This window comes from Microvirga calopogonii (genome assembly GCF_003347665.1).
In the GTDB taxonomy this organism is placed as follows: domain Bacteria; phylum Pseudomonadota; class Alphaproteobacteria; order Rhizobiales; family Beijerinckiaceae; genus Microvirga; species Microvirga calopogonii.
Genome location: NZ_QDGA01000027.1, coordinates 38,217 through 56,357, shown reverse-complemented (window position 1 = coordinate 56,357; position 18,141 = coordinate 38,217). Strand labels below are relative to the sequence as shown.

Sequence of the window (18,141 nt, the reverse complement as noted above, 5' to 3'; positions counted from 1 at the left end):
CCTTTCACCATAAGGATTGCTGCATCCCCGGATGCGGACCAGTAAAGACGAGTACCACAGTGAGAGTATTGCGTACGGGCCGCCTCGCGCATCGCGCGAGCATTGGTCTTGTGGCCTTTCTGGCCGTCATGGTGGGTGGGGTGCGGGGCACGCAGGATGCCGTCGCCAATGGCGATACCCGCACGCTGAGCCTTTACAACAACAATACCAAGGAAAGCCTCACCGTCACGTTCAGGCGCAACGGCCAGTACGATTCGGGCGCCCTGCAGCAGCTCAACTGGTTCCTGCGCGACTGGCGCCGCGACGAGCCCACCCGCATGGACCCGCGCCTCTTCGATACGGTGTGGGAGGTCTATCGCGAGGTCGGGTCGAGCGAGCCGGTGCATGTGAACTCGGGCTACCGCTCGCCCCAGACCAACTCGATGCTCCGTCGGCGGTCGAGCGTGGTGGCCAAGAACAGCCAGCACATGCAGGGCAAGGCCATGGACTTCTACCTGCCGGACGTGTCCGCCGCGCGCCTGCGCGCCATCGGCATGCGGCTCCAGAACGGCGGCGTCGGCTATTACCCCAATGCCTACACGCCCTTCGTCCATCTCGACGTGGGCAGCGTGCGCGCCTGGCCGCGCATGACCCGCTCGCAGCTCGCCAGCATCTTCCCCGACGGCAAGACCGTGCATATCCCGTCGGACGGCAGGCCTCTGCCGGGCTACGACGAGGCCCGCGCCGAAGTGCTCGCCAAGGGCGGCACGGTCGCGGGCTATTCCGCCTATGCGGATGCCGAGGAGGCCGTCGCCAATCAGCCCCGCCGCAAGAGCTTCTGGGCGACGCTGTTCGGTCTCGACGAGGACGAGAACGAGGATGCGGAGGAGATCCGGGTCGCCGCGCGGCCCGGCCGGGCCATCGTGGCCTCCCGTCCGTCCCAGCCGGCTCAGAACTATTACGCCAGCGATTCCAACACGTCGGTCTATGCGGCGCTGGAGCCGCGCAGGGCCCCCGAGCCGGTACGCCCTGCTCCCGTGGCGATCCAGCCGCGGCCCGAGCCGCCCGCGCCCGCCGTCATGGCTGCCATGGCACCCGCTTTGCGTGAGGACCTGACGCCGCCGCCCACGGCACCGCTGCCGCCGACCCGGATCAACGGGGCGCCCGGCACCGTGCAGACCGCATCGGGTCCCGTCCTGGCATGGCAGCAGGGTCCGGAAGCGCAATCCGAAATGTCGATCCCCAAGGGCATGGCCTTCGCGCCGATGCCGCCGCGCCGGCCCGACGCGGACGACACAGGCATTGAGCCCGTCGCCGGCACCGTCGCCCTCGCCTATGCGCCGCTTCCGCCGGCCCGTCCGGGATCGCTCGCGGCCACGAACCCGATCCCCGGCCTTCCGGAGCCACGCGGCGCGACGGAGATGGCGGCCGTCCAGCATCCGCTGCCGCCGCCCCGGCCCGATCTGCGCCCCGTCGTGGTGGCCTCCGCGAACCCGGTCGACATTCCGGTGACCGGCTCGACGCCCAAGGCGCTGGCGAAGGTTGAGAAGGCAAAGCCCGCAGCGGCTCCCGAGACCAAAGCGCCTCCGGCCGCGAAGAAGCCCCCGGCAACGGCCCTGAGCGCCCTGATGTCGGCGGAGCCCAGCCTGCATATGGGCTTCTCGAGCAAGCCCGTAGGCGATCTGGCGACGAACAAGTTCACGGGACCGGCGGTCAAACCGCTGCCGGTGGTGCGATAAGAGAAAGGGCCCCGCGAGGGGCCCTTTCTGTTTGACCGACAGGCAGGCGGCTCACTCGCCGTGCTGACGGCCGTACGCATTACGCGCCGGAGATGTCCAACCCTGCGGCGGCGCCTTGGGTCGGTAGACCTCGACCAGCAGCGGATGGCAGACCGCCAGATCGCTCGAATGCTCCGCGCTGCAATCGCCGCCCGGGCAGGCGGAGAGCGCGCCCAGAAGATCGATCTCGGCGAAGAACTCCAGGTGATCGCCCGGCCTGACCGGACTCGCCTTCATGAAGTACTGCCCCGTATCGCGGGTGAAGCCCGTGCACATGAACACGTTGAGCACGTCGTGCACCGCCGGCTCGACTTCGTCCTTCGGACGTCCCAGCCGATGCGCGAGCGCGCGGGTCAGGTTGGAATGGCAGCAATGGTGATAATCGTGCCCCGAGAGCAGGCGATGCGTATAGGGATCGCAGCGCGTGCCGATGACGTCGTGCACGGAGCCGCCGAATTCGTCGAAGCCATACCAGTCGAGGGTGTCGTGGGTGATCGTCGCCATCGGCCTCAAGTAAGGCAGGGACGACCAGAGCTGGTCCCCGGTCGACACGTGGGTGCCGTTGAGGGCCCGTGTCTTGCCGGAGAAGAAGCGCTCGTCGAGATCGTTCGCGGACCAGAGATTGAGATCGCCCACCTGCGGGCCCTCGATGCTGACGATCCGGAAGAAGCAACCGGCGGGCACGTTGAAGCAGCGTGCATCCCGGGGCGGCACGATCACCTCGTCGATCTTGTCCCAGCCCTCGCGGGCGGCCTGGTATGCGGCGAGGTCGGGCCGCGGCAGGGTCTCGACCGGATAGCAGATGACGGGAGCGATTTTCCGGCGCGCCTCCGCGTCGAAAGGTTCCGATACTTGGTCCCGGGCCAGCTTCATGCGTTTCTCCAGCTTTCGTGATGGCTTCCTTATAGGCAACCGGATCGCGGCACGCGAGCGGGAAGGATGCATGGCTGACAAGCTGACGAAACGCTCCCTAAGCCCTCATCCTGAGGAGGTCACGTGAGTGACCGTCTCGAGATCCCGGACGATGTCCGGGCACGAGGGCGCCTCCCGTGCTCTCTGGACGATCCTTCGAGACGGTGCTTCGCACCTCCTCAGGATGAGGTCGGAGGGTGATGGACAGTCCTATGAAACAAGAAAGGCCTCGCGGACTGTCCCGCGAGGCCTTTGGAAAACTTGAACGGCAGGATGGCCTTAGACCATCCCGAGCGCCTGCATGTAGAGTTCGAGGATCGCCTCCTCTTCCTGGCGCTCGGCATAGTCGCGCTTGCGCAGGGAGATGATCTTGCGCAGGACCTTGGTGTCGAAGCCGTTGCCCTTGGCTTCGGCATAGACGTCCTTGATGTCGCCCGCGATGCCGGCCTTTTCCTCCTCGAGGCGCTCGATGCGCTCGATGAAGGCCTTCAGCTGGTCGGCTGCGACGGATTCGGTGTTGAAAGCTGCGTCATCCATGAGGGAAGCCCCTTAATTGTGGTGTTGGTGCCAGTTTTATGGCCATTTGGTTGAAGCGGTTTTAATGCCCGGGCTTCGATTTCTCAAAATCGGCGAGCTGGGAGGAAGAGGCCTCGCGCTGGTGGCGCTCCTTCCACTCGTCATAAGGCATGCCGTAGACATGGGTCCGGCTCTCCTCCTTTGAGAGGACGACGCCCCGCTCGTCGGCGGCTTCCTTCAGCCAGTTGGACAGGCAGTTCCGGCAGAACCCCGCCAGGTTCATGAGGTCGATGTTCTGGACGTCGGTCCGCTCGCGCAGATGCTCGACGAGCCTGCGGAAGGCCGCGGCCTCCAGCTCTCCTTGAGTTTTCGCGTCGATATCCTTCATGGGCTTACCCTCCGTGCTGGCGCAGGCGGTCGCGCGTGCGGGTCCCGAAGATCTCAGGGACCCGCAGCTCCGGCCGGCCGGCGAGCGGCTCGAGCAGCCGAGCGAAGCGCTCGGCCCATTCCTCGGCGCCCTCGTCCGACGAGATCAGGTCCTGCCGGATCTCGATGAGCGCATTGGCGAGGCCACGGACCGTGGCGTGCCGGTCGACGGTGTCGCCCGCCAGCGCCCCATCATAGGGCTCGTTGTCGCCGACGACGAGTCCGTCTTCCGCCGCCAATCCTTCGAGAAGCGGCTTGGCGAAGCGGTCGTCCGCGTCCCACAGGATGCCTACGTGCCACGGCCGGGCCCAGCCGCGCCAGATCGGCGTGAAGCTGTGAACCGTCACGACGACGGGCGGGTGGCCCGCCGCCATGGCCTTGTGGATCGCGTCCGCTATGGCATCGTCATAGGGATCGTAGAACCGGGCGATGCGACTTTGAACCTCGGCCTCGTCGACCTTGGCGTTGCCCGGCACCACCGCGCCATCGGACAGGCGCATGACCAGGGTCGGATCGTCGCGGCCCCGGTTCGGGTCGATGATGAGCCGGGAGAACCGGGTCAGGATCGCCGGCGCACCCAAGCGGCGAGCCAGGGAGCGCGTCACGGCTGCGGCCCCGATGTCGTAGGCGATGTGACGCTCGAACTCGGTTTCCGGGAGCCCCAGGTCGCCCAGATCCGGCGGCACCGCGTTGGAGGCGTGGTCGCACAGGATCAGGATCCCCGATTCGACGGAACCGGGGACGATTTCCACGGGATGCGGCGCAAGGGATGGATCGTCGAGCGCGAGGGCGGCGGAAGCGGACATGGCGGGGGTGGATTTCGACGGGAATAGATTGAACGACGGACGAAAAGCCTTAACGTGCCGCTCCGACCCTGACAACGCGACCTTCCGCGCAACAGACTTTCACAACGCACATGGCCTCCCCCTCCACAACGGCCCGGCTCGATTCGGGCATAACTTCGGCTTTTGCCGCTCTGTGCCTCGGCGCCGTCGCCATGGGAATTTCACCGATCTTCGTGCGCTTTGCCTCTGCGAGCGTCGGTGGGGCGCCAGCCGATGTGGGGCCGTTCGCCAGCGCCTTCTGGCGCGTCTCGCTCTGCCTGCCCCTGCTCTACGCCTGGATGCGAATCGAGGAGAAGCGCGCGCCCGCCGGCACGCCGAAAGTCCGGTTCTCCAGGGCGAGCATTTTGGGCGGCATCGTCTTTGCCGGCGATCTCTTCTTCTGGCATCTGGCGATCCTCAAGACGACGGTGGCGAACGCCACCTTCTTCGCCACCATGGCCCCGCTCTTCGTCGTGCTGACCGTCTGGCTCGTGCTCAGGCAGCGGGTCTCGCGGGGAACCTTCATGGGCCTTGGCCTCTGCCTTCTCGGCGGCGCGGCCCTGATCGGCCAGAGCCTCCAGGCGGATCCCGCCCGGATCGAAGGCGATCTTTACGGCGTCGCCACGGCCTTCTTCTTCGGCATGTATTTCCTGGCCGCCAGCCGCGCGCGCAAGACCGCGGGCGCCGCGCGGGTGACGTTCGAGGCCGGACTGATCACCTCGGCGATTCTTCTGGTCATTGCCGTCCTCTTCGACACGCGGGTGATCCCGCAGACCGCGCAGGGCATCGCGGCGCTTCTCGCCATGTCCTATGTCAGCCACGCGGGCGGCCAGGGCCTTCTCGCCATCGCGCTCGGGCGTTTGCCGGCGGTCTTCTCGTCCCTGGTGATTTTCCTGGAAGCGATTGCCGCAGCCCTGTTCGGCTGGGCGATCCTCGGCGAGCAGCTGACCCTGGTGCAGAGCGTCGGCGGCGCCTTGATTCTCTTCGGCATCTGGATCGCGCGGCCCAAAGCCGATGCACCGGCCGGATAATTCCCCTCCATATGGAGAGCAAAGGTCGGTTCAGAGGTGCCCCGGAGTGTCGGAAAGGCCATGCGGCCCGCAAAATCTGCGGCGACCCTGCTTGTAAGGTCTTGCCCCGGCTAAACTTCTGGCAGACAACGATTCGACATAGTTCTCACTGCATTGTGCGATTTCATTCCTTTCGATTCGATCATACCGCATCCATGAAGGCCGCTCTCCTCACATCGTCCCCTCGCCGGCGGCGAAGCCTTGCACTCGCAACGATCCTCGTCGGCGGGTGTCTTCTGGCCGCAGCGCCCGCGAAGGCGGACCTGCGCCTGTGCAACATGACGTCGAGCCGGGTCGGCATCGCGCTCGGCTACCGGGACGCTCAAGGGTGGGTAACGGAGGGCTGGTGGAATCTCACGGCGCGCGGCTGCGAAACCCTGCTCAAGGGGCAGCTCGGCGGCCGCTTCTATTATATCTATGCCATCGATTACGACCGGGGCGGCGAATGGAGCGGACGCTCCTTCATGTGCACCCGGGAGCGCGAATTCACGATTCGCGGAACGGAGGACTGCCTCGCCAGAGGCTTTGATCGCAGCGGCTTCTTCGAAGTCGATACAGGTGAACAGAAGAGCTGGACGATCCAGCTCACCGAAACGAACCGGCCAGGGGGGCCATGACGATGAGACGCGACAGGCGCACGAAGATCCTAGCAACCTTGGGCCCGGCTTCCGAGAATCCGGAGATGATCGCCAAGCTGTTCGAGGCCGGCGCCGACGTCTTCCGCCTCAACATGAGCCACCTGCCCCGCGAGAAGCTGAAGGAGCGGGTCGAAATGATCCGCGCCGTCGAGGCCCGGTTCAAGCGCCCGATCGCGATCCTCGCCGACCTGCAGGGACCGAAGCTGCGCGTCGGCGCCTTCGAGGGCGACAGCGCCATGCTGGTGCAGGGCCAGAGCTTCACGCTCGACGCGGACAAGACGCCCGGCACCAAGAACCGCGTGCACCTGCCCCATCCCGAAATCCTGTCCTCCCTCGAGCCGGGCCACACGGTGCTGATCGACGATGGCAAGCTGCGGCTGCGCGTGAAGAGCGTGAAGCAGGGCTCGGCCACCACGACCGTCGAAGTCGCGGGCAAGATCTCGAACCGCAAGGGCGTCAGCCTGCCCGACACGACGATCCCCGTCGCCGCCATGACGGACAAGGACCGTTCGGATCTCGAAGCGGCGCTCGATGCCGGCGTGGACTGGATCGCCCTGTCCTTCGTGCAGCGTCCGGAAGACGTGGCCGAGGTGAAGAAGGTCGCTCGCGGCCGGGCGCTCGTGATGTCGAAGCTCGAGAAGCCTCAGGCCATCACCCGCCTCGACGAGATCATGGAGATCTCGGATGCGGTCATGGTCGCCCGCGGCGATCTCGGCGTGGAAATGCCGCTGGAAAAGGTGCCCGGCATCCAGAAGCGCATCGTCCGCACGGCGCGCAAGCTCGGCAAGCCCGTGGTCGTGGCGACCCAGATGCTGGAATCGATGATCACCTCGCCGGTCCCGACCCGTGCGGAAGTCTCCGACGTGGCGACCGCCGTCTATGACGGCGCAGACGCGGTGATGCTGTCGGCCGAGAGCGCCTCGGGTCAGTATCCGATCGATGCAGTCGCCACCATGAGCCGGATCGCCGAAGAGGTGGAGCAGGACCAGAACTACTGGTCGATCATGCGCACCCTGAACGCGGAGCCTGAAGCCACCGGCTCGGACGCCATCGCGGCGGCCTCGCATCAGATCGCCGATACGCTCAACATCAAGACCGTGGCCGCCTGGACCTTCTCGGGCTCGACGGCATTCCGCATCGCCCGCGAGCGGCCGAACTCGACGGTCGTCGCGCTGACGCCGAGCGTGAACACCGCCCGGCGTCTCGCCCTGGTCTGGGGCGTGCACTCGATCCGCACCAAGGACGCCAGCGACATCGACGACATGGCGTTCCGCGCCTGCAAGTTCGCCGTGCGCGAAGGTTATTCGACCATCGGCGAACGCATCATCATCGTGGCCGGCATGCCCTTCGGCACGCCCGGCGCCACCAACATGGTGCGCATCGCCTTCGTCAATCAGGAACACGCCGCACAGGCCTGAGGTGTTCTACCGGACTCCGACGTCATCACCGGCCTTGTGCCGGTGATCTCGTTTCAGTGAGGCGCCATCAGTGTCATTCCCGGCCGAAGCGTCAGCGGAGGGGAAGGGAATCCACGATCCAAGCGCGACGCCATGGATCCCCTTCCCGCACTGCGTGCGCCGGGGATGACACTGTGGTTCCTCAACATAGGACCACCACAACATTGGCCCGGCCATGACGGCCATGACGGCAAGGTCTCACCCGGTCACACCCTCCTCGCCCCTCCCGGCAAGGGGGAGTGGATCGATGGGCGCGACCCGCTCGGCCAGAGCCTCGATGGCCGCGAGAACCGTTGCCTGGTCAGCATATTGCGGCATGTGGCCGATGCCGGGCATCAGGATCAGCTCCGCGCCCGGCACTGCCCGGGCGAAGGAGCGGCTGTGGAGATCGCTCCAGACGATCTCGTCCCGGTCGCCCGCCAACACCGTCACGGGCAGCCGGATCTCCCCGTAGCGCACGCTCTGCCGCAGGACCGCATCGTACATGACGGCGAAATCCTGCATGTTGGCCTCATAGGCGCGGGGACGGAAGGCCAGGGGAATGAAGCCCTTCTTGACGATACCGGGCGGGGCCGGTTGCGGCCGGAAGGTCTTGCTCTTCATCCAGGGCCGCAGGACGAGAAGAACCGGCACGGCAAGCGTCCGCATCAGCAGCCACCCGGCCGGGGAATCGATCAGGCGCCGGTACCAGCCGATATAGCCCCCGGGCCAGGGGGACGTGATCCCGGACAGGACGAGGATCGCTCCCGTGACGTCCGCATGATCGAGGGCGAAGTGGGGCACGATGGTTCCGGACCAGGAATGTCCCACGACCACCGCGTCCCGGACGCCCAATTGCCGCAGGGCCCCGGCGACGAGCGCCGCCTGTCGGGCGGGCTGCGCTTTGCGCAGGCCCGGCTTTCGCTCGCTCCAGCCATGGCCGGGGCGGTCGAAGGCGAGAACCCGGTAGCGCCGCGACAACGTCGAGCCCAAGCCCAGCATGGATTCGACCAGATTGGACGATGCGCCGTGCAGGAGCACGATGGTTCCGCGCACAGGTCCGTCCCGAGGCTCCTCCTCACGGTAATGCAGCCTAGAACCCTCGACCGTGATGAACCGGCCGGTCGGCGGGAAGCGCCGCTCGATGGACCACGCGTAGAGATAGGTGAAGGCCGCTCCGACAAGGAGCAGCGAGAGTGGTACGACGAGGACGAAAAGCAGGGACATCCCCGCAACGTGAATTTAGAGATCCTGTCCGTCAACCTCGGGGGCGAGGTGGCTCACGATGGTCTTCACGTCCGACATCTGCGGATTGATCGCGAGCACCCGGCGATAGGCCTCGAGCGCATGCACCTTGTCGTCGGAAGCCATGAGGATGTGGCCGAGCCCGGTCCATGCGTTGAAGTGGCGGGGCTCGATCTTGATCGCCCGGTGCAGGTCGGCCATGGCGCCCACCGGATCGTCGAGCTGGTAGAAGACCGTCGCCCGCTTGTACCAGGCTTCCGCCCAGTTGGGCTGGAGCACCAGAACCCGGTCGATCAGCTCGATGGCGAGGGGAAAGTCCTTCTTTCCATAGGCCTCGGCCGCTCGCTTGAGGAGAAGGTCGGCCGTGTCGGAGCCGGAGCGGGAGAAGCGCCGGTCGATCAGGGAGGAGATGCCCTCCGCCTCGCGTTCGGATTGCGCCTTGCCCAGACGATCGAAGAGCTCATCCAGGGTGGACGCGCGAGGACGCGTCCGAGGCGGCTGGACCTGTTCCTTGGTGTCCTTGGGACGCGCGGGCTCCTGCGCGCTCGAGGGAAGCGCGGCGGAGACGAGAATGAGGGTCAGCAGACACGCGAAAAAACGCATGCCGGGATTTTAGGGTCCCGGCATGCGTGGTCAATTCAGATTATCGTGTGCGGCGATGCCGCACGCGCAGACTTAGCCCTGACGAGCCTTGTAGCGCTTCTGGGTCTTGTTGATGATGTAGACGCGACCCTTGCGACGAACCAGCTGGTTGTCGCGGTGACGGCCGCGGATCGACTTCAACGAGTTACGGATCTTCATATCCGGTCTCCTGCGGCCCTTCGGGAAGGCCGGAAAAAGAAAATGGTGGGCGCGGCTGGGATCGAACCAGCGACCCCTACGATGTCAACGTAGTGCTCTCCCGCTGAGCTACGCGCCCGGGAAACGGTGATTTTGAGGTCCCGCTTCGGCTGTGGGGGCGATATACCCACAAGCGGGCCTTGGCGCAAGCCTGAAGGCCAGCCTTTTTTAGGCGGCCATCATTTTATCGACTTCGCTCACCAGATCGCGCAGGTGGAACGGCTTCGACAGGACCTTCGCGTCGCGCGGAGCCTGGGAATCCGGGTTGAGGGCGACAGCCGCGAAGCCGGTGATGAACATCACCTTGATCTCCGGGTCGAGTTCGGTGGCCTTGCGGGCCAGCTCGATCCCGTCCATTTCCGGCATGACGATATCCGTCAGGAGGAGCTCGAAAGGCTCTTCGCGCAGGCGGTTATAGGCGGAAAGGCCGTTATCGAACGAGGCAACGTCGTAGCCTGCATTCTCCAGCGCCTTCACGAGGAAGCGGCGCATGTCGTTATCGTCTTCGGCAAGAAGAATCTTCATCGGTTGCCAGTCCCGAATCGTGGCGGTTTGACTCGCTCCTTCATGGAGGATCGATGGTAAACAAGCCGTGAAAGTACGACGCAGCCTTGCTACGATATTGTCATGGACAGGCGGCGGAGCTGCCTTACACTAGCGGGAAAACCTGCTTCTTTTCCAATAAAGTCAAGATTCCTGATGCAGCCAACCATCGTTGATGAGTTCGATCCCCCCTTCACGATCACCGAACCTTCGGCGCAGACGATTCCCTTCGTCTTCAACGTGCCGCATGCGGGAGCCGTCTATCCGGCGTCCTTCCTGGCGGCGTCCCGGCTCGACGCCGTCGCCCTGAGGCGCTCCGAGGATGCTTTCGTGGACGAGCTTTTCAGCGCGATGCCGGATCTCGGAGCGCCCCTCATGACCGCCCGCTTCCCGCGGGCGTTTCTCGACCTGAACCGCGAGCCCTACGAACTCGATTCCCGCATGTTCGACGGCCGCCTGCCGCCTTTCACCAATACCCGCTCCATGCGCGTGGCCGGAGGCCTCGGCACCATTCCGCGCATCGTGGCCGACGGGCAGGAGATCTACCGCGCGCGTCTCCGTGTGGACGAGGCCCTGCACCGGATCGAATGGCTCTACAAGCCCTACCACCGGACCCTGCGCCATCTCGTGCGCCGCACGGCCCAGCATTTCGGGCACGCCGTCCTGATCGATTGCCATTCCATGCCCTCCTCCAGCGTCAGCCGTGAGGACGGAGCCAAGGCCGACATCGTGCTGGGAGACCGCTACGGCACGAGCTGCGCCACCCTGCTGATCGACATGGTGGAAGCGGCCTTGAGGGGACGCGGCTACACGGTGATCCGCAACAAGCCCTATGCGGGCGGCTTCATCACCGAGCATTACGGTGAGCCGGCCCTGGGGCGGCACGCTCTCCAGATCGAGATCAACCGGGCGCTCTACATGGACGAGCGCAGCATGCAGAAGAAGACGGGCTTTGGCGTGCTGGGGGAGGACCTGACCCAGGCGTTTGCCCAGGTGATCTCGGATATCGAGGGTGAGCTGACGATCCGGTCCATCGCGGCGGAGTGACCCCTAGAAGCCCAGAGCATCGAGCGCAAACGTGGAAGCCGGTTTCGCGTGAAAAGATGCGTAAATCCACACTCTTGGAGCACCGAACCTGACTTCGAATTCACGTCCGGCGCTTTCGAAGCCGTCCGGACAAGAAAAAAGGCCACTGTTGCCAGCGGCCCGAAGTTTAGGGAGGAAACGCCCAAGAAGGGCTACGATAAGGCGACGCCATCGCCATATCGCACTGCAATAATTACGCCGCATCGCACAAATTGCAACTCATATTTCGCTTCCGGTTATGCTTTCGATGCATATCTGCTGGGATGCGGATCGATGGCTCTGACATAAAAGGCCAGGCTGAGGAGCAGCCAGCCCGCAAGGGCGGCGAAGACGAGACGATAGCCTTCAGGCCGGTAGAGGCCCTGGTCGGAGCGTCCCATGAGATCGATCAGCATGCCGGTCACGCTCTGGGACAGAAATGCCCCGCCCATCGTGCCGATGTTCATGAGCGTGATGCCCCGTCCCGTCAGGCCCGCCGGGAACAGCGATTTTCCATGGCTGGTGAGGATCGGCGTATAGGCGACGCAGAGGCCGAAGAGCGGGAACCAGACCGTCGCGGAGGTTCGGTCGAGAGGCGCGAGGACGAGTACGAGCAGCAGGAGCACCGTCGCCGTGCTGCCGATGAGAACTGGCTTCTTGTAGCTGCCCCAGAACCGGTCCATGGCGCCCCAGAGCAGCATGCCGCAGATCTGCGCCGTCGCGCCGAGCAGCAGGATGTTGCCTCTCATGGCCAGATCGGCCCCGTGCACGTCGGACAGCCAGGGGCCGCCCCAGAGCCCGATCACGGAGGCGAAGCATCCGTAGGTGGTCAGGTGCATGAAGAAAACCGGCCAGAAGGACGGCACCTTCAGGGCGGCGGCCACGCCCCGGAACGCCTCGCCCCAGGTCTCCTTCGGCCGCTCCACGTGCGAATCCTTCGACACGATCCACACGATGGCGAGCCAGATCACAACGGTCAGGGCGGCCACCGCCAGGAACGAACTGCGCCAGCCGAAGACGGCGGCGGAGGCCGCCAGCGGGGCCGTCGCCGCCAGGGTGCCCATATTGGCCAGACCCATCTGCAGGCTGGTGAGCCCGGCGAAGCGCTGCGGCGGAAAGCGCCGCGCATAGATGACGAGGGGCGCCATGAAGAAGGTTGAGCAGCCGAGCCCCATGAGCGCCCGCGCGGCGATGAGCAGGGACGCCGAAGGCGCAAGGGCGAAAAGCACCGTTCCCGATACAGTCAGTACGGCTGTCGTCAGCATGACCCGCTTGGGGCCGTAACGATCGATGAGGATGCCGATCGGGATCTGGACCGCCGCGAAGGCGAAGAAGAACGCGCTGGAGAGAAGCCCCGTCTGGGTGGCCGTGAGATGCAGCTCGCGGGCGAGATCGTTAGCGATGACGCCGATGGAATTGCGCAGGAACTGGCTGACCGCATAGAGCGCCGCGAGCACCGCGATCAGGACCAGGGCCGATTCGAGGCGAGCCGTGCCGAGCTTGGGCGCAAAATTCATGGTAGGCGAAATCCTTTGACGCTGGAGCATCGGATCCAAAAGTGGACGCCACTTTTTGGGATCCAACCCGATGCTCCTTCCTTTGGTGAGCGCATCGTTCATGCTGAAATCCGGGTCCACTTTTCAGCACGATGCGCGACCGCTCTCTTGCCGCGCGCCAAACGCTTGATAAAAGCTGATCGCAGGCGGGCCAAGACCGTCCGCACTCATCATTTAGGGGATACGCCAAGTCATGGGGCTCATCGACTTCACGCATTTCGTCAACGAGCTCGCGACGCAATCGGGCCAGGCGATCCTGCCCTTCTTCCGCACCGCCATCGCCACCGAGGACAAGTCCCGCGGCGGCGCCTTCGACCCGGTGACGGAGGCGGACCGGGCGAGCGAGGCGATCATGCGTCACCTCATCAAGCGCAGCTTCCCCACCCACGGCATCGTCGGGGAGGAATTCGGCGCCGAGCGCGAGGACGCGGATTACGTCTGGGTGCTCGATCCCATCGACGGAACCAGGGCCTTCATCGCGGGACTTCCCACCTGGGGCACCTTGATCGGGCTGACCTACAAGCGCCAGCCGGTCTTCGGCATGATGCACCAGCCTTTCACGGGCGAGCGCTTCTTCGGCGACGGCGGCAGCGCGACCTACCGGGGGCCCGGCGGCGAGCGCAAGCTCATGGCGCGCCGCTGCGCCTCCCTGAAGGACGCGGTCATCTCCACCACGAGCCCGCGCCTCTTCGCCGGCGACGAGCTGCGCGCCTATGACCGGGTGGAGAGCGTCGCGCGCCTCGCCCGCTACGGCTGCGATTGCTATGCTTATTGCATGCTGGCCGCCGGCCATATCGACCTCGTGGTCGAGTCCGGGCTGAAGCCCTACGACATCGCCGCGCTGGTGCCGATCATCGAGGGCGCGGGCGGCGTCGTGACCACCTGGGAGGGCGGCTCAGCCGCCGATGGCGGGCGCGTCGTCGCTGCGGGCGACCGCCGGGTCCACGCCGCCGCCGTCGAGCTGCTCAGCCGATAGGCCGGCCGCCGCGAGGTTTCGCTTCGCGCCGACCTCCGGGTCGGGAGTACCCGGGATGAAGGCATCGAAAGCGGCCCAGAACTGCTCGCGGATCGGATCACGCTCCATCAGGATCTCGTGCCTGGCGCCCGGTATCACGATGGCGGAGCCGGCCTTGAGCCGCGCGGCGAAGCGCTCGGTGGCCGGAGTGGCGCAGACCGGGTCGGCGCCGGCCGCCACGATGAGTGTGGGGAGACGGATCTTCACCGCATAGGCCGGATCGGCGAAGCGCTTCATGAAGCGGAAGGCGCTGTCGAGCCATGCCACGGTCGGCGCCCCGATGGCGCCGGCCCCGATGGCATGGGCCGCCTCAGCATTGCGGGCATAACGGACCGGGTCGCCCGTCAGGCGGTTGCCCTTGAACGGCATGGTCGAGATCGACGTCTCGCCGCCGCCGGGCACGAACATCGTTCCCATTCCGAAGAACCGCAGGATCCGCGCTAGAAGCGCGACGGACCGGGTGCGCTTGATGATGCAGAGCGCGATCATCGGCGTGGTGGTCACGAGACGGCGGAAGGGCAGCCAAGTCTCGTAGGCCGCATTGAGCGCGATGGCGCCGCCCATGGAATGGGCGAGGCCGAAATGCGGCTGCGGCATGTGCGGCATCAGGATTTGGTCGCGGATCGTCTCCAGGTCGTGCCGGAAATCGGAAAAGCGCCGGACATGGCCCTTGCGGGGATTGCCGACCTGCCGGCCGGACAATCCCTGCCCGCGCCAGTCGAAGGCGACGACCGCGAAGCCCCGGTCGAGCAGCTCGCCCACCACCTCGAAGTATTTCTCGATGAACTCCGCCCTGCCCTGCAGGATGCAGACCGTCCCCCGAGGCTCCTCGGTTTCCGGCATCCAGGTGGCGGCCCGGAGCGGAACGCCGTCGCGGGTGGTGACGCTCACCAGCTTGGGTTCGCCAGGTACGGGATTGTCGGGGGTGGTGATGAATTCCACGGGAGTTTCCAACTCGAAAGCTCACGCTTTTATAGGGCGCTTTGAGCTTAGGGAACGCCCCTCTTGAAAGCAAACCGGGCGGCTCCCACATCGAAATCGTGCCGGCCATGACGGCGGTTCATCAACCCGGATCCAGCCTCTTCTGGTGGATCCCTTTCTGCATGTCGCTTCAAGCGGAGGATATGCCATGCGACAGTACGATCTTGCTCCCCTTTACCGCAACACGGTCGGCTTCGACCGTCTCTTCTCGATGCTCGACCAGCTCGTCAGCGTCGATGCGGCCCCGAGCTACCCGCCCTACAATATCGAGCGCACCGGCGAGAATGCCTATCGCATCTCGATCGCGGTCGCCGGCTTCACCGACCGTGACCTGACCATCGAGGTCAAGGAAAACACCCTCTCCGTCCGCGGCGAGCGCAAGCCCAATGAAGAGCGCAAGGTCGACGTGCTCCATCAGGGCATTGCCGCGCGCAGCTTCGACCGGCGCTTCCAGCTGGCCGACGGCGTGCAGGTGACGGGTGCGGCCCTCGAGAACGGCCTGCTCCATCTCGACCTCGTGCGCGAGATTCCGGAGACCAAGAAGCCGAAGCTCATCCCGATTTCCTCGAACGGCGCCCAGGCCATCGAAGCCAAGCAGGCTGCGTAATCAGCCGAATAAGAAGCTTATCCCGAAGCACGACCTCATCCTGAGGAGGTCGCGGAGCGACCGTCTCGAAGGAGGTTCCAGCGTTCTCTGGAGACGCCTCGCCCTTCGAGACGCTGCGCTCCTCAGGGTGAGGCACCTGGATTCGATTACGAAGGTCCCAAAAGAAGAGCGCCCCGGTTCGGCCGGGGCGCTTTTTGTTTTGTCGGATCCTGGTCCTTGGTATCCCGCTGGGGCTGGAGGGGGCCCCGTCGGTCAAGGGTCTCTGGAGGACACCAATCGCGGGTGAATGCGGCAGGGTTAGGGCAGTCACTCGGCCGCCTGGCGCGATACCTCGGAAGAGGCGATCTCCAGCAGCCTGCGCACATCCTCTTCCCGGGTGGCCCAGGAGGCCACGAGCCGGATCAAGACCTCGTGATCGGCGACGCGTTCGGTCTCCGGCAGGCTCAGCTCCGTCCAGGGGTGATAGAGGATGCCGGCGGCCTTCAGCGCCTTGTCGAGCGCTTTCGGGATGATCGGGAAGACTTCGTTGGCCTGGGCCGGCCAGCCCAGGCGCACGCCGGGCAGCCCCGCGAGCCCTTCCGAGAGCAGCGCCGCCATGCGATTGGCGTGGCGGGCGTTGTCGAGCCAGTGGTCGTCCGCGAAGTAGCCCTCGAACTGCGCCGCGACGAGACGGCCCTTGGAGATGATCTGGCCGGCGCGCTTGGAGCGGTAGTCGAGCGCCTCCGCCAGTTCGGGCTTGAACACCACGATGGCCTCGGCCATGAGGCCGCCGTTCTTCGTCGCTCCGAAGGAGAGGATGTCGACGCCCTGCTTCCACGTCATCTCGGCCGGCGTGCAGCCGAGGGCCACGAGGGCATTGGCGAAGCGGGCGCCGTCCATGTGGAACGACAGGCCATGCTCGCGGCAGACCGCCCCGAGGGCGGCAAGCTCATCCAGGCCGTAGACCATGCCGCCTTCGCTCACCTGCGAGACCGACAGCGCCTTGGGCGGCATCTGCTTGACGGCCTTGGGCAGGCTCCCGAGATAGGCCGCGACGTCCTCGGCCTTCAACTTGGCGCCCACACCCGGCAGCCCTGCGAGCTTGGCCCCGTGCATGAAGAATTCCGGCGCTCCGCATTCGTCGTCGATGATGTGAGCTTCCTGGTGGCAGACGCAGAGGCCGTAAGGCGGCACGGCGGAGGACAGGGCCAGCGCATTGGCGGCCGTTCCGGTCGTGACGAAGAAGACCGAGACCTCGCGCTCGAAGATCGCGTTGAACCGCGCTCTCACGCGCTGCGAGATCTCGTCGTTGCCGTAAGCCGCCATGGCTCCGGCATTGGCCTGAACGATGGCCTGAAGAACGGGAGCGCTGGCTCCCACGATGTTGTCGCTGGCGAAATTCATCCATGAATCCTTAGGCGTGTCGCCTCGACGACATTGCTTGTCCTTTGCCCGTCAAAGACCGGAGGCGACGCCGGACGGTGTATCCGTGCTTTTCCTTGAATACCAGTATTGCGGGTGAGATAATCGGCGCCGCGATGTCGCCTTTGGCGCGGAGGGTGCCATGCGGATATCGGCCGCCGTCTCATTGATCGGATCCGGGCTGCTGATCGCGAGCCCTGTTTGGGGGCAATCACCGGCCCCGTCCATTGCGACAGCCCCTGCCATCGAAAAAGTCGAATTCAACAGCGCCTCCCGGCCGCTCGGAAAGCTCATGGAGCAGAGAGCGCGGGCACGGGGCGAGGACCCCAAGCCAACCCCGGGAGAACACCTCGAAGGTTATCTCGCAAGGCCCGAGGGCAGCGGCCCGTTCCCGGCCGTGGTTGTCCTGCCCGGCTGCGCAGGCTTGACGCCCTACGTCAAGGAAGAGTTGCCGCAACAGCTTGCATCCTGGGGCTACGTGGCCCTTGTGGTCGACAGCTGGGCCACGCGCCGCATCGAGCCGGACTGCATGAAGGATCCCGGTTCCGTGGATCGCGTCGCCGATTCATACGGTGGCTTCTTCTATCTCGCGACGCTGCCCTTCGCCGACAGAACCCGTGTCGGTGTCCTGGGTGTCGCGGATGGTGCGAGGATCGTCCTGACCCTTGTCCAGCCTCTGCCTGACGACTGGGTCTTCAATCCTGACAAGCTCACGTTCAAGGCCGGCGTCACCTATGATCCCATGTGTGCCGAGGCCGACGCCAAGGCGACATTTCCGCTCCTGCTCCTGATCGGCCAGCGCGATCAGCGCTACCCGGCCCGCGCGTGTGAGGACCTGACACGGAACCCGGCGGTCGACAGCGCGCCGATGGAGCTTGCCGTGTTTCCCGATGCCCATCACGGTTTTCTCGAACCCAAATGGGGAGCAGGCCAGGACATGTTCGGCTATCATGTCGAATATAACCGGGAGGCCGCCGCGGACTCGCTGCAGCGAACGCGAGACTTTCTCGGGCGAACCCTGGATACCGTCTCGCACTGATCAAGAAGGCCCGGTCAAGATCGCCGGCAGGATATTCCGCCGTTGAACCTGCTCATCCGACGGAACGTAAAGCCAACATGTCAAGGTCATTGACCCATCGGCGGAGACTTTCGTTCCAGAGGGCAGAAATGCTGCTTTTGTTACACCCGGCATCGTCGGCTTGTAACTTTTGTCTAAAATATTTCTAAACCCTCTTGTGCGCTGCGTCGAACTCTGGCACTTTGCCGTCATTAGGACAGTATCGCTGTCCTTTTGGGGTGCCTGCGCGCC

Annotated in this window: 19 protein-coding genes and 1 tRNA gene; 8 read left to right on the top strand and 12 right to left on the bottom strand. The window is 65.2% G+C overall.

From position 1 onward, the window contains the following. Positions 1-59 precede the first annotated feature (59 nt). On the top strand, positions 60-1,718 hold the full coding sequence (locus DDF70_RS37525) for a peptidoglycan L,D-endopeptidase MepK (protein ID WP_425374092.1): 1,659 nt from the start codon (positions 60-62) through the stop codon (positions 1,716-1,718). 51 nt (positions 1,719-1,769) lie between these two features. Here DDF70_RS37525 and DDF70_RS19285 read toward each other — a convergent pair whose 3' ends face one another. The 4 genes from DDF70_RS19285 to DDF70_RS19270 all read right to left on the bottom strand — a co-directional run bounded on the left by DDF70_RS19285 (position 1,770) and on the right by DDF70_RS19270 (position 4,417). After that, a complete protein-coding gene (locus DDF70_RS19285; protein ID WP_114946469.1) occupies positions 1,770-2,630 on the bottom strand; it encodes an urea carboxylase-associated family protein in 861 nt (286 codons plus the stop codon). A gap of 318 nt (positions 2,631-2,948) precedes the next feature. After that, positions 2,949-3,206 carry a DUF2312 domain-containing protein gene (locus DDF70_RS19280; RefSeq protein ID WP_036361868.1) on the bottom strand — a complete coding sequence of 86 codons (258 nt, stop codon included), beginning with the start codon at positions 3,204-3,206 and terminating at the stop codon, positions 2,949-2,951. A 61-nt stretch (positions 3,207-3,267) separates the two neighbouring features. Next, positions 3,268-3,573: a DUF1244 domain-containing protein gene (locus DDF70_RS19275; RefSeq protein WP_114946468.1), complete on the bottom strand. Its 306-nt coding sequence runs from the start codon at positions 3,571-3,573 to the stop codon at positions 3,268-3,270. Positions 3,574-3,577: 4 nt separating this feature from the next. After that, positions 3,578-4,417, bottom strand: a complete 840-nt coding sequence (locus DDF70_RS19270) for an N-formylglutamate amidohydrolase (protein ID WP_114946467.1) — start codon at positions 4,415-4,417, stop codon at positions 3,578-3,580. A 110-nt stretch (positions 4,418-4,527) separates the two neighbouring features. Here DDF70_RS19270 and DDF70_RS19265 point away from each other — a divergent pair, with 110 nt between their 5' ends. From DDF70_RS19265 to pyk, 3 genes are all read left to right on the top strand, one after another. Continuing rightward, positions 4,528-5,466, top strand: coding sequence for a DMT family transporter (locus tag DDF70_RS19265; RefSeq protein ID WP_114946466.1), 939 nt, complete (start codon positions 4,528-4,530; stop codon positions 5,464-5,466). 194 nt (positions 5,467-5,660) lie between these two features. After that, on the top strand, positions 5,661-6,122 hold the full coding sequence (locus DDF70_RS19260) for a DUF1036 domain-containing protein (RefSeq protein WP_114946465.1): 462 nt from the start codon (positions 5,661-5,663) through the stop codon (positions 6,120-6,122). A 2-nt stretch (positions 6,123-6,124) separates the two neighbouring features. Further along, the gene (pyk, locus tag DDF70_RS19255; RefSeq protein ID WP_114946477.1) at positions 6,125-7,561 is read left to right on the top strand and encodes a pyruvate kinase; all 1,437 of its coding nucleotides are present in this window, start codon (positions 6,125-6,127) and stop codon (positions 7,559-7,561) included. Positions 7,562-7,798: 237 nt separating this feature from the next. On the opposite strand, the gene DDF70_RS19250 is transcribed toward pyk, so the two are convergent. The 5 genes from DDF70_RS19250 to cpdR all read right to left on the bottom strand — a co-directional run bounded on the left by DDF70_RS19250 (position 7,799) and on the right by cpdR (position 10,189). Next, the gene (locus DDF70_RS19250; RefSeq protein ID WP_114946464.1) at positions 7,799-8,806 is read right to left on the bottom strand and encodes an alpha/beta fold hydrolase; all 1,008 of its coding nucleotides are present in this window, start codon (positions 8,804-8,806) and stop codon (positions 7,799-7,801) included. 15 nt (positions 8,807-8,821) lie between these two features. Then, positions 8,822-9,427 (bottom strand): tetratricopeptide repeat protein, encoded by a 606-nt coding sequence (locus DDF70_RS19245; protein ID WP_114946463.1) that lies wholly within the window; start codon positions 9,425-9,427, stop codon positions 8,822-8,824. Between the two features lie 72 nt (positions 9,428-9,499). Beyond that, positions 9,500-9,625, bottom strand: coding sequence for a type B 50S ribosomal protein L36 (gene ykgO, locus DDF70_RS19240; protein WP_009763379.1), 126 nt, complete (start codon positions 9,623-9,625; stop codon positions 9,500-9,502). Positions 9,626-9,668: 43 nt separating this feature from the next. Next, positions 9,669-9,743 (bottom strand) — tRNA-Val (locus DDF70_RS19235). Between the two features lie 89 nt (positions 9,744-9,832). After that, a complete protein-coding gene (gene cpdR / locus DDF70_RS19230; protein WP_036361886.1) occupies positions 9,833-10,189 on the bottom strand; it encodes a cell cycle two-component system response regulator CpdR in 357 nt (118 codons plus the stop codon). Between the two features lie 174 nt (positions 10,190-10,363). Between cpdR and DDF70_RS19225 the strand changes: the two genes are divergently transcribed. Beyond that, positions 10,364-11,254: an N-formylglutamate amidohydrolase gene (locus DDF70_RS19225; protein WP_114946462.1), complete on the top strand. Its 891-nt coding sequence runs from the start codon at positions 10,364-10,366 to the stop codon at positions 11,252-11,254. 275 nt (positions 11,255-11,529) lie between these two features. Here DDF70_RS19225 and DDF70_RS19220 read toward each other — a convergent pair whose 3' ends face one another. Continuing rightward, positions 11,530-12,789, bottom strand: coding sequence for an MFS transporter (locus tag DDF70_RS19220; protein ID WP_114946461.1), 1,260 nt, complete (start codon positions 12,787-12,789; stop codon positions 11,530-11,532). Positions 12,790-13,021: 232 nt separating this feature from the next. Here DDF70_RS19220 and hisN point away from each other — a divergent pair, with 232 nt between their 5' ends. Beyond that, positions 13,022-13,804: a histidinol-phosphatase gene (gene hisN, locus DDF70_RS19215; RefSeq protein ID WP_114946460.1), complete on the top strand. Its 783-nt coding sequence runs from the start codon at positions 13,022-13,024 to the stop codon at positions 13,802-13,804. Here hisN and DDF70_RS19210 read toward each other — a convergent pair. Then, positions 13,724-14,785 (bottom strand): alpha/beta fold hydrolase, encoded by a 1,062-nt coding sequence (locus DDF70_RS19210; protein ID WP_114946459.1) that lies wholly within the window; start codon positions 14,783-14,785, stop codon positions 13,724-13,726. The genes hisN and DDF70_RS19210 overlap by 81 nt on opposite strands. A gap of 187 nt (positions 14,786-14,972) precedes the next feature. Here DDF70_RS19210 and DDF70_RS19205 point away from each other — a divergent pair, with 187 nt between their 5' ends. Then, entirely contained in the window at positions 14,973-15,431 is a 459-nt protein-coding gene (locus DDF70_RS19205) for an Hsp20 family protein (RefSeq protein ID WP_114946458.1), read from the top strand. Positions 15,432-15,737: 306 nt separating this feature from the next. Here DDF70_RS19205 and DDF70_RS19200 read toward each other — a convergent pair whose 3' ends face one another. Further along, the gene (locus DDF70_RS19200; protein ID WP_114946457.1) at positions 15,738-16,814 is read right to left on the bottom strand and encodes a threonine aldolase family protein; all 1,077 of its coding nucleotides are present in this window, start codon (positions 16,812-16,814) and stop codon (positions 15,738-15,740) included. A gap of 160 nt (positions 16,815-16,974) precedes the next feature. Here DDF70_RS19200 and DDF70_RS19195 point away from each other — a divergent pair, with 160 nt between their 5' ends. Beyond that, entirely contained in the window at positions 16,975-17,871 is an 897-nt protein-coding gene (locus tag DDF70_RS19195) for a dienelactone hydrolase family protein (protein WP_114946456.1), read from the top strand. Positions 17,872-18,141: the final 270 nt, after the last annotated feature.

Bases quoted from the DNA above. Each gene is read 5' to 3' on its own strand.
- DDF70_RS19285 (WP_114946469.1), bottom strand. From the start codon at position 2,630: ATGAAGCTGGCCCGGGACCAAGTATCGGAACCTTTCGACGCGGAGGCG.
- DDF70_RS19280 (WP_036361868.1), bottom strand. From the start codon at position 3,206: ATGGATGACGCAGCTTTCAACACCGAATCCGTCGCAGCCGACCAGCTG.
- DDF70_RS19275 (WP_114946468.1), bottom strand. From the start codon at position 3,573: ATGAAGGATATCGACGCGAAAACTCAAGGAGAGCTGGAGGCCGCGGCC.
- DDF70_RS19270 (WP_114946467.1), bottom strand. From the start codon at position 4,417: ATGTCCGCTTCCGCCGCCCTCGCGCTCGACGATCCATCCCTTGCGCCG.
- DDF70_RS19265 (WP_114946466.1), top strand. From the start codon at position 4,528: ATGGCCTCCCCCTCCACAACGGCCCGGCTCGATTCGGGCATAACTTCG.
- DDF70_RS19260 (WP_114946465.1), top strand. From the start codon at position 5,661: ATGAAGGCCGCTCTCCTCACATCGTCCCCTCGCCGGCGGCGAAGCCTT.
- pyk (WP_114946477.1), top strand. From the start codon at position 6,125: ATGAGACGCGACAGGCGCACGAAGATCCTAGCAACCTTGGGCCCGGCT.
- DDF70_RS19250 (WP_114946464.1), bottom strand. From the start codon at position 8,806: ATGTCCCTGCTTTTCGTCCTCGTCGTACCACTCTCGCTGCTCCTTGTC.
- DDF70_RS19245 (WP_114946463.1), bottom strand. From the start codon at position 9,427: ATGCGTTTTTTCGCGTGTCTGCTGACCCTCATTCTCGTCTCCGCCGCG.
- ykgO (WP_009763379.1), bottom strand. From the start codon at position 9,625: ATGAAGATCCGTAACTCGTTGAAGTCGATCCGCGGCCGTCACCGCGAC.
- cpdR (WP_036361886.1), bottom strand. From the start codon at position 10,189: ATGAAGATTCTTCTTGCCGAAGACGATAACGACATGCGCCGCTTCCTC.
- DDF70_RS19225 (WP_114946462.1), top strand. From the start codon at position 10,364: ATGCAGCCAACCATCGTTGATGAGTTCGATCCCCCCTTCACGATCACC.
- DDF70_RS19220 (WP_114946461.1), bottom strand. From the start codon at position 12,789: ATGAATTTTGCGCCCAAGCTCGGCACGGCTCGCCTCGAATCGGCCCTG.
- hisN (WP_114946460.1), top strand. From the start codon at position 13,022: ATGGGGCTCATCGACTTCACGCATTTCGTCAACGAGCTCGCGACGCAA.
- DDF70_RS19205 (WP_114946458.1), top strand. From the start codon at position 14,973: ATGCGACAGTACGATCTTGCTCCCCTTTACCGCAACACGGTCGGCTTC.
- DDF70_RS19200 (WP_114946457.1), bottom strand. From the start codon at position 16,814: ATGAATTTCGCCAGCGACAACATCGTGGGAGCCAGCGCTCCCGTTCTT.
- DDF70_RS19195 (WP_114946456.1), top strand. From the start codon at position 16,975: ATGCGGATATCGGCCGCCGTCTCATTGATCGGATCCGGGCTGCTGATC.